Origin of the sequence: Cryobacterium sp. TMT2-17-1 (genome assembly GCF_004402765.1) — a bacterium.
Classification (GTDB): Bacteria; Actinomycetota; Actinomycetes; order Actinomycetales; family Microbacteriaceae; genus Cryobacterium; species Cryobacterium sandaracinum.
In genome coordinates this window covers 125574-134242 of the sequence record NZ_SOGC01000002.1, presented here as the reverse complement: position 1 = coordinate 134242, position 8669 = coordinate 125574, and the positions used below count along the sequence as shown (strand labels likewise).

The 8669-nt window shown below is 70.2% G+C and carries 5 protein-coding genes and 1 pseudogene; 2 read left to right on the top strand and 4 right to left on the bottom strand.

All coding sequences use genetic code 11. The annotated features are described in order from the left end of the window. Nucleotides 1-443, top strand: a 443-nt coding sequence (locus E3O47_RS16185; RefSeq protein WP_194085911.1) for a 4'-phosphopantetheinyl transferase superfamily protein, incomplete at its 5' end; no start/stop codon positions are given. Nucleotides 444-612: 169 nt separating this feature from the next. Here the strand turns inward: E3O47_RS16185 and E3O47_RS00660 are convergent. The 3 genes from E3O47_RS00660 to E3O47_RS00650 all read right to left on the bottom strand — a co-directional run bounded on the left by E3O47_RS00660 (nucleotide 613) and on the right by E3O47_RS00650 (nucleotide 6944). Further along, nucleotides 613-2031: a M1 family metallopeptidase gene (locus E3O47_RS00660; RefSeq protein ID WP_134419301.1), complete on the bottom strand. Its 1419-nt coding sequence runs from the start codon at nucleotides 2029-2031 to the stop codon at nucleotides 613-615. A gap of 8 nt (nucleotides 2032-2039) precedes the next feature. Beyond that, nucleotides 2040-5966 (bottom strand): Pls/PosA family non-ribosomal peptide synthetase, encoded by a 3927-nt coding sequence (locus E3O47_RS00655; protein WP_174722125.1) that lies wholly within the window; start codon nucleotides 5964-5966, stop codon nucleotides 2040-2042. Between the two features lie 120 nt (nucleotides 5967-6086). Continuing rightward, nucleotides 6087-6944, bottom strand: a complete 858-nt coding sequence (locus tag E3O47_RS00650; protein WP_166785292.1) for a Cof-type HAD-IIB family hydrolase — start codon at nucleotides 6942-6944, stop codon at nucleotides 6087-6089. A gap of 250 nt (nucleotides 6945-7194) precedes the next feature. On the opposite strand from E3O47_RS00650, the gene E3O47_RS00645 reads away from it, so the two are divergent. Next, on the top strand, nucleotides 7195-7980 hold the full coding sequence (locus tag E3O47_RS00645) for an acetoin reductase (protein ID WP_104100116.1): 786 nt from the start codon (nucleotides 7195-7197) through the stop codon (nucleotides 7978-7980). Between the two features lie 138 nt (nucleotides 7981-8118). Here E3O47_RS00645 and E3O47_RS00640 read toward each other — a convergent pair. Continuing rightward, nucleotides 8119-8626: pseudogene (locus tag E3O47_RS00640) on the bottom strand (YihY/virulence factor BrkB family protein); the annotation flags it as partial. Nucleotides 8627-8669: the final 43 nt, after the last annotated feature.

The window sequence follows — 8669 nt, the reverse complement described above, 5'->3', positions numbered from 1 at the left end:
CCACCGCGGGCGCCGCCGCGGGCGCCGACGCGGGCGCCGCCGCGGGCGCCGCCGAAACCGCACGCGCGCGGGCCCGGTTGTGGACCGCGAAGGAGGCGGTGCTGAAGTGCACGGGCGACGGGCTCCGAGTGGACCCGCGCAACCTGACCGTTTCGTTGCCGGGCGGCGGCGGCGGCGGCCGGGGCTCGCCGCGCCTCGACGCCTGGCGCGGAGCCGACGTTGACGTTGACGTCGACGCGATTGGGCTTCGCGACTTCGACCCGGGTGCGGCGCTCATGGGTGCCGAGTACGTGGACACGGCGCTCGTCGGCACGGCGCTCGTCGGCACGGTGCTCGTCGGCACGGTGGCCGTTCTCGGCGAGGGCAGGCGCGCCGCGGACGGGCCGACCGTGCATATCGTGTCGAATGCGGACATCCGTCACCACCTGAATGGTCCGGCCTAGCCGGTTGAGTCCGAGACCGCCGTACAGCACTCCGCCCCGAACGAATTCGACGGAGATTCTGGCCGAAAGGGGCTCAAAAACCGGAAAATGACTCTCATTCGAGAGAATCTCCGTCGTATCGGTTCGACGCCGGGCGGGAGGGTCGGTCGGCTGGACCAGCCAACCTCGCCTAGAGCTTGGGCAGGGCGCTCCGATAGATCCAGCGGTCGACGATCCGGCGAATTTCACCGCTATCGGTGTGCACGGAAAGGAACTCCACAAGGTCCTCGGTAGTGATGGAACCGTGGCGGCGCGCCCGCGTGTAGGCGCGCACGGCGCCGAAGAAGGCGTCGTCGCCGAGCGACCGGCGCACCGCGTGCAGGGCCAGGGCGCCGCGCTTGTAGACCCGGTCGTCGAACATGTCGTGCGGCCCCGGTTCGCCGACGACGATGTCCCGCGGCAGGGCCTCGATCTCGGTCCGGTGCACGGCGGCACTCGCATCGGCCGTTGGTCCACCGCCGGCCTCCGCCCACAGCCACTCGGCGTAGCAGGCGAACCCCTCGTGCAGCCAGATGTCCTGCCACCGCACGACGGTCAGGCTGTTGCCGAACCACTGGTGGGCCAGTTCGTGGGCGATCAGCCGGTCGCTGCCGTGCGCACCGTCGACGTGGTTGCGACCGAAAATGGCGAGGCCGTGGGCCTCGAGCGGGATCTCCAGCTCGTCGTCGGTGACAACGACCGAGTAGGCGTCGAACGGGTAGGGACCGAAGCGGTCGGCGAAGAGGGAGATCATCTCCGGAAGTCGGGCGAAGTCCACCGCCACCTCGCGGGCGAGGTTTGCCGGGAAGAAGATGCGTTGGGCCACCGGGGCGGCGGCGGCGTCGGTGCGCCGGTAACGGCCGATCAGCACCGTGGCCAGGTAGGTAGCCATCGGCTCCTTCACCTCGTAGGTCCAGCTGGTGCGGCCAGACCGCGTCGTGCGCGCGATCAGCGTACCGTTCGCCACGACCGTGTAGGGGTCCTCGCAGCTGACCCGGATGCGGAACGAGGCCTTGTTGCTGGGGTGGTCGTTGCAGGGGAACCACGACGCCGACCCGGTCGGCTGGCCGGCCACGAGCACGCCGTCGTCGAGTTCCTCCCAGCCGACCTCGCCCCAGATGCTCTTCAACGGATGCGGCGCGCCGCGATACCGCACGATCACCTCGAACAGAGCCCCGGCCTCGATCGTCGCCACCACCGTGATGGTGAGCTTGCGCGCGCTCTGGCTCACCTTCAACGCCCGCACCCCGTCGACGGTGACCCGGTCCACAGTGAGACCATCGAAGTCGAGGCTGAACCGGTCCAGCCTCATCGATGCCCGGGCCTGCACGGTGGCTGTGGCCCGCAACTGGTTGGTGGTCACCCGGTAGTCGAGGTTCAGGTCGTAGTGCAGGGCGAGGTAACCGCCGTTTCCGTTGCCCGGCAGGTACGGGTCGCCCGCGGTGGCGGCGCCGTGGGTGGGAGCGGCCCCTCGAACGCCGGCCGGGCCGAGCGCGGATCTGGGCGGCAGCGGGGTGAGGCGCTTGGCCGGGCTCTGAGCGGGGCCTGGGGGCGGTGGGGTGCGAGGCATGGCGGGCGTCAAGTCCACCATGGCAGACTGCGCCACGGCGAAATGGGGTTGCCCGACCACACCGACCCGGCCGGCACGCGTTCCCCGCGCATCACCAGCGAGGCAGGCCCCACAGTGGCGCCCTCCTCGATGTCGGCCGCCGGCAGAATCACGCTGTGCGGCCCGAGCGTGGCGCCCGCCGCCAGGGTGACCCGGTCCAATTGCATGATGCGGTCGTGGAACAGGTGCGTCTGCACCACGCAGCCCCGGTTCACGGTCGCACCGTCTTTGATGCTCACCAGGTCCGCCTCCGGCAGCCAGTAGGTCTCGCACCACACGCCGTACCCGATGTGCGCGCCGAGAGTGCGAAGCCACACGGCGAGCGCCGGCGTGCCGGCCGCCTTCGCCGCGAACCAGGGTCGGGCGACCATCTCGACGAAGCTGTCCGACACCTCGTTGCGCCAGATGAACGACGACCAGAGCGGATGTTCCGTAGCGTCGATCCGGCCCACCAGCAACCACTTCGCGGCCGTGGTCACCAGGGCGGCGACGGCCCCCGCGGCCAGCAGCACCAGACCCGAGAGCGCGATCGTCCACCCCAGGCCGATCGTGAGCCAGAGCGCATCAAGGGCGACGAGCACGCCGAGGGCGATCAGGACCGTGACGATGACCGGCATGATCCGGAGCATCTCCCACAGCGCCCGCCAGGTGACGAGCCGGGCCGGTGGGTGGAAGGTGCGGGCCTCGTCAACATCCGTCACTGTGCGGCGCAGCCGTTCGGGCGGGTTGCCCAGCCAGGACGACCCGCGTTTCGCCTTGCGCGGCGTGGAGGAGAGCACCGCGACGAGCCCGTTGCGCGGCACCGTGCGGCCCGCGCCCGCCATGCCGCTGTTGCCGAGGAACGCCCGGCGGCCGATCTTGGCCGGCCCGATGTGCAGCCAGCCGCCGCCGAGTTCATAGCAGGCGACCATGGTGTCGTCGGCGAGAAACGCGGCCGGGGCGATGGTCGTCAGGGCGGGGATGAGAAGCACGGTGGAGGCTTCCACGCCGGCGCCCACCTTAGCGCCGAGCAGGCGCAGCCAGATCGGGGTGAGCAGGCTCGCGTAGATCGGGAACAGGAGCGTTCGGGCGCCGTCGAGGATTCGCTCGGTCATCCAGACCTGCCAGCCGATCCGGCTGCGCACGGGGTAGTACCCCTCCCGCAGGCCCACACCGAGCAGCCGAACGGAGCTGAGCACCAGCAGCGCGTAGACCAGCCCGGCTGCCACGACCGCGAGCGGGGTGGCCAGGGCGGCCCGCCCGGCCGCGTCGGCCAGGGTCGCGGCGTCGCCGATGGACGCCCCGACGATGAGCGCGCCGACGAGCACCGCGATCGCGGGCAGGGCCGTCATGGCGATGGCCCCGGTCGCGAAGGCGGTCAGCCAGCGGGTCCCTCGCGGCGGGCGCTCGGCCGGCCACGAGCCGCGGGCGGCGCCCATGCGGGCGGCCGGGGACCCGGCCCAGCGTTCACCCGGCGGCACCGGTCCGGAGACGGCCGAGCCCGGCTCGATTACGGCGCCCCGCCCGATGTCGGCGCCGCCGAGCAGTGCGCTGCGGGAGCCGACCGTGGCGCCGGCGCCGATCCGTACCGGCCCGATGCGCAGCACGTCGCCGTCGATCCAGTAGCCGGACAGGTCGGTCTCGGGTTCGATGGCTGCCCCGGCACCGATGTCCAGCATTCCGGTTACCGGCGGCAGGGAGTGCAGGTCGACGTCGGTGCCGATGCGGGCGCCGAGGGCCCTGGCGTAGTAGCTGATCCAGGGGGCACCGGCCAGGCTCACGGCATCCGAGAGCAGTGCCACCTGTTCGGCGAGCCAGAGGCGCAGGTGCACCGATCCGCCGCGCGGATAGTTGCCGGGCTCCACGCCGCGCAGCAGCAGCCGGGCGGCGACGACGGAGATGGCCATTTTGCCGGGCGGGGTGACGAAGAGCACGAACCCGAGCGCCACCCACCACCAGGAGATGGTGGGCGCGAAGGAGGCGCCTGACCAGCCCGCGAGCAGGTTGTTCGCCGCCGCGAGGTAGACCAGCCAGCGCGCGCCGACCAGCACGTGCAGCGGCACGCCCAGCAGGGTGATGGCGAGGCGGCTGCGCCGGGGCACCGGCTGAACCTCCCGCACGATACTCGCCGCCGCGGGTGCGCGTCCGTCGAGCTCGTCGGCGAGGGAACCGATCCGGGGGTAGTCGTAGATGTCGGAGACTCGGGTGTCGGGGAACCGCTCGCGGACGGTCGACACGAACTGGGCCGCGGAGAGCGACCCGCCGCCGTGGGCGAAGAAGTCCGCGTCGGGACCGTCGGCCGACACTCCGAGGATGGCGGCCCAGCCGGCGGCAAGCCACGCCGCCGTCGGCGAGAAGGCCTCCGCCTGCTCACCCCCGGTGGCGGGAAGGGGCCAGGGCAGGGCACCGCGGTCCACCTTGCCGGAGGTACGCGTGGGCAGCTCGTCGACGACGTGCACCAGCGGCACGAGCGCGGCCGGCAATTCTTCGCGCAGACGGATGTTGGCGGCCGCCCGGTCGAAGAGGGCCCCCTCCACCTGGGCCAGGTAGCCGACCAGGATCTGGTTGCCGGCCGGGGTTCTCTGCACGACCGCGGCCGCTCCGGCCACCCCGGGGAGCGCGCGCAGGGCCGCCTCGATCTCGCCGAGTTCGATACGCCGGCCGCCGAGCTTGACCTGGTCATCGGCCCGGCCGACGAACACGAGACCCTCGCGCTCGTAGCGCACCAGGTCGCCGCTGCGGTAGGCGCGGTGCCAGCCCAGCTCGGTATGCGGGGCGTACTTCTCGGTGTCCTTGCCGGCGTCGAGGTAGCGGGCCAGCCCGACCCCACCGATAATGAGTTCCCCGGTCTCGCCGTGGGCCACCCGGGCACCGGCGGCGTCCACCACGGCAAGGTTCCAGCCGGCCAGAGGAAGCCCGATCCGCACCGGTCCGCGGCCGTCGAGCAGGGCGGCGCAGGCGACGACGGTGGCCTCGGTCGGGCCATACGTGTTCCAGACCTCCCGGCCGCGCACGGCGAGGCGCGAGGCGAGCTCGGGTGGGCAGGCTTCGCCGCCGAAGATCAGCAGCCGCACCCGCTCCAGCGATTCCTCCGGCCACAGGGCCGCGAGGGTGGGCACCGTCGACACCACGGTGATGCCGTGCTTGATCAACCACGGGCCCAGGTCGACCCCCGAGCGCACCAGGGAGCGGGGCGCCGAGACGAGGCAGGCACCGTTCCGCCAGGCCAGCCACATCTCCTCGCAGGAGGCGTCGAAGGCCACAGAAAGGCCGGCCAGCACCCGGTCCGCGGGACCGATCGGGTCCGACCGGAGGAACAGGTCGGCCTCCGCGTCGACGAACGCGGCGGCGGAGCGGTGGGCCACCGCCACCCCCTTGGGTACCCCGGTGGAGCCCGAGGTGAAGATCACCCAGGCATCGTCGTCGGGGGCCGGCATGGCGCCGATCGTGCCGGCGAGGGCCAGGTCGTCCCCGGGCGCCAGCATCCGTTCGGCGAACATCTCCGCGTCCATGCCGGTGCGCACCTCGAACACGCCGCCCGCCCCGATCACGCCCACGACCCGGGCCTCGCCGAAGACGAGCCGGGCACGTTCCTCGGGGTCGTCGGCGTCGACGGGCACGTAGGAGGCGCCGACCAGAAGGGTCGCCAGAATGGAGAGATACAGTTCCCGGGTTCCCGACGGGATCCGGATGCCGACGGTGTCGCCGCGGCGCACCCCGCGGCGACTGAGCTGCTCCGCCTGCTCGGTGACCAGGCGCACCAGATCCCGGTAGTTGATCGCCCCGTCGACGTCTTCGAGGGCGAGCGCGCCCGGATGCCGACCGGCGGTCGCGAGCAGGATGTCGACCAGGGTGCGGGCCGGCGCCGCGCGGTGTCCGGCCTCGAGCACGTCCTGGCCGGGCTCAATCGGGGTCAGGGTCACGCAGGCTCCTCGTCCAGGTCGCGGTGCCAGCCACCGCGCGCCACCAGTTTAGAACCCGCAGGTAACAGGGAGGTGTCCGGTTACGGTGACACCGGCGACGGGTGCCGCGACGCGTCAGATCAGACCGTGGCGGCGGAAGGCGTTCCAGACGCCGTCGCCCTGCACGGTGGTGGTGACCTCGTCGGCGTAGGCCTTGACGGCATCCGAGGCGTTGCCCATGGCGATGCCGACCCCGCAGACCTGCAGCATCTCGATGTCGTTGCTGCTGTCACCGATGCCGAGGGCGGATGCCGCGTCGAGGCCGAGCCGGTCGAGGAGCCGCAGGATCGTGGAGCCCTTGTTCACACCATTCAGCGTCACCTCGCCGCTGCCGCGCCCCATGTGCGGGATGGTTCCGGTGATGACATGGAAGTCTCCGCTGAGCGCGTCCGACACCCGGTCGTACGCCCGGAGGTCGCCGGCGAGGAACACCGACTTCGCGATGCCCGTGAGACTGAAGGGGCGCACATCGGCGAAGGCATTCAGCGCCGGGTGTGCGACGGCACCGGTGACGGATGCCGTCGCATACCCGGCTCCCGCCTTCCGCTTTTCGCCGGACGCGTAGTAGTCCGCGAAGCGGTCATGCACGCCGGGGCTCGGAAACAGCTCGTCAAAGGACTGCAGGTAGAAGTCGTACCCTGACTCCTCATAGAAGCTGATCATGCGGGCCACGGCCGCTTCGGGCATCGTGCGTTCGATCACGAGCTCATCGCCGATCTCCGCGAACCCGCCGCCGGAGCTGATGAAACCGTCGAATCCGATGTCGCGGATCGCGGGGTAGATCTCCACGGACGCCCGTCCGGTGCTGAGGTACACCAGGTGCCCGTTGTGCCGGGCGGCGCGCACCGCGTCGATCGCCGACTCCGCGATCATCGAGCCGGTCTCCATGAGCGTGCCGTCGGCGTCGACGAACGCGATGCGGGGGGAAATCATGAGGCACTCCAGACGAGGTGGTCTCCGGGACGTGTGCATCATCGGAGACGACCGGAGTGTGGTGATCGTATACATCGACGCTAGCTGCTGAGGCGTGTACCGCGTGACCGGATAACATCGGCGAACCGGTCGACAGAACTGTCGCCTAGCCTGAAGGGGTCCGGATGATCGTCTGACCGACACCGTCAGGGCTGCGGGCCAACGACGCCAAACGGCGCTCAGCATGCCCGAACCAGAAATGAGAACCACCATGACCGTTTCGAACAAAGTCGCACTCGTCACCGGAGCCGGGCAGGGAATCGGACGCGGCATCGCACTCCGCCTCGCCCAGGACGGCTTCGACATCGCCGTCGCCGACCTCGACTTCCAGGCAGAAAAGGGGGCCGGTGTCGTCGCCGAAATCGAGGCTTTCGGGCGCAGGGCCGTCTTCGTCACCGCCGACGTCTCCAACCGCGATGATGTGTTCGCCGCCGTCGACACCGCGGCCGAGAAGCTCGGCGGATTCGACGTGATTGTCAACAACGCCGGCATCGCCCAGGTCACGCCCATGCTCGAGGTCACGGCGGACGATCTGGAGAAGATCTTCCGCATCAACGTGAACAGCGTCGTCTGGGGGATCCAGGCCGCGGTCGCGAAGCTCGACGAACTCGGCCACGCCGGCAAGATCATCAACGCCGCCTCCATCGCCGCCATCCAGGGCTTCCCCATCCTCGGCGCCTACTCGGCCTCGAAGTTCGCCGTCCGCGGCATCACTCAGGCTGCCGCCCAGGAGCTCGCACCTCGGGGCATCACGGTCAACGCCTACGCCCCCGGCATCGTCGGCACCGGCATGTGGGACCTGATCGACGAGAAGCTCAGCGCCATCAACGGCAAGCCGCTCGGCCAGAACCTCAAGGAAAACGTCGACGGCATCGCGCTCGGCCGCATCGAGACCCCGGAGGACGTCGCCAAGATCGTGTCGTTCTTCGCCGGCCCCGACTCCGACTACGTCACCGGCCAGGTCCTGCTCGTCGACGGCGGGATGCTCTACAACTAGGGCCTGGAGCGCCCCGGGGAACGACGCTCAGAGACACCCGGAGGCGAGGTTGGGAGCAATCCGGACCTCGCCATCCGTGCGCGGAGGCTGGGTGTCCCTGGAAGGATTCGAATCCCCAACCGGTTCCCGGCCGTCGCCCTATTTCTTCTTCTTCGACTCGCTGTCGTCACTCGTTCGTCTGTTCAGCCGCAACCGTCGGCCGATCGCGATGTCCTCTTGTACCTTGTCAGCGGCCTTGTCGCTCTTGCGGGTGTCCCGCGGCGGCAGCTGAAGTTCTTCTTCTGCGGCGATGCCCGCCTGCAGCTCACGGCCTTGTTCCAGCTCGGCGTCGAATTCGGCACCGAAGAGCAGGGCGAGGTTGGCTATCCACAGCCAGAGCAGGAACACCACGATGCCGGTCAGGGAATCATACGTGCGGTCGTAGTTGGAGAAAATGGTGACGTAGAGGCCGAACAGGAATGAGGAGATCACCAGAGTGAGGAATGCGAGTAACGCACCCAGGCTGATCCATCGGAACTTGGGCTGCTGGGCGTTGGGGGTTGCCTAGTACAGGATTGCGATCCCGGCTGAACGCGCCGACGCACCCGGATGCCGACCACAGCGCCAACAGGATCCCGACGACGAGGGCGACGCCGACCGCCGGCGACGAGCTGAACTGCCCGAGCGGGGAACTGTGGGCAGGGCTGCGG